Below are 1,190 nucleotides of genomic sequence, written 5' to 3'. Positions count from 1 at the left end.
TCCAATCTAGAAAAAAAAGTGCATTCACCACTACTTATTTTTTTTTTACCTGCTTAATTTCCACCATTCTTCGAATTGGAAAATCCCGGTTTCCAGAATTAGTCCCACCCTTTACTACACATAAAATACCAAATTTTTCTTGTTCTCCAGGTGGGCAAGGACTAAATAATCTATAAACTCGACTAACCGCACTAATAGCGATCACTGCTACTATTCCTACCCCTAATAGAACTTTAACACTTTTTTTTTGTTTATCTCCAGGAGTTGGATTAATATGTGAAGTGTTTTCGTTACTTTCAAAAATCCTAATTTCTGCTAATCTTTGCTGCGCTGATGAGCAATTAGGTTGAATTACTAAAACCCGATCATATTGTTGCCTTGCCTTTGCAAACTCTTTTTGGATAAACAAGCTATGTCCATAATTTTGCAAAGTATCTAAGAGAATGTCTTTGTTGCGTATGGGATCAAATTGGTAGGCTCGCTGATAAAATTCTAAGGCTTGGTCAAAATTTTCAATTTCCAAGTGCCATTTAGCCAGTTCCAATATAGTTTGAAAATGATTAGGATTTATCCCCAAAATCTGGTTGTAAAGCTGAATTGCATTCTGTTTATTTCCCTGTGAATACAGATTATTTGCTACAGAGAACAACTGGATAACGTTTTTTTGCTCTAATTTTTCTAACTCCGATATTTCCCTATCTAACTGGTGATATCGCACTAACCAAAGACGGACTAATTCAACTTTTATTCTGCGTTCTGTATTATCCAAAAAGCCTTTTTCAGATAGTCTTTCAGCTGCTTTAATCAAGTCGTCTGTTGGTATCACTCCATATTCCATCAATAGTGCTAGCGGTTCTTCCGGCAAATTGTTAGCCTGAGTGTTAGCTCTTTTTTGAGCTTCTGCTACGGCTGAAAAAACTACTTTCTCAGGAATAGGTAATCCATCCCAAAACCATACCAAACCAGCTTGAGCATTATCATCATGAAATATTCGCTCTACAATATTTACTACATCTGTACGGGTGACAGTGGCATTCTGATTACTTTCCTCCATTGCTTTTAAAAAAAGAGTAAAGCAAATTACCTGAGTAAAATAAGGATGCCCTGCTGACAATTTTAAAATTTCTTGTATTGCCTCTTGTTCGTATGTGAGTATGCTTTCAGACGGTTTAGCAATCAGCCGTTGAGCA

The 1,190-nt window shown here is 36.2% G+C and carries 1 protein-coding gene; it reads right to left on the bottom strand.

Going from position 1 to position 1,190, the window contains the following annotated elements; all coding sequences use genetic code 11:
• Window positions 1-34: 34 nt before the first annotated feature.
• The coding region (locus tag F6K52_RS36550) for a tetratricopeptide repeat protein (RefSeq protein WP_364421535.1) at window positions 35-1,190 on the bottom strand (1,156 nt) is incomplete at its 5' end.

This window comes from Moorena sp. SIO3H5, from assembly GCF_010692395.1.
In the GTDB taxonomy this organism is placed as follows: Bacteria; Cyanobacteriota; Cyanobacteriia; order Cyanobacteriales; family Coleofasciculaceae; genus Moorena.
Note: the sequence above shows the minus strand (reverse complement) of the source record. Positions and strands in the feature narration are given on the sequence as shown.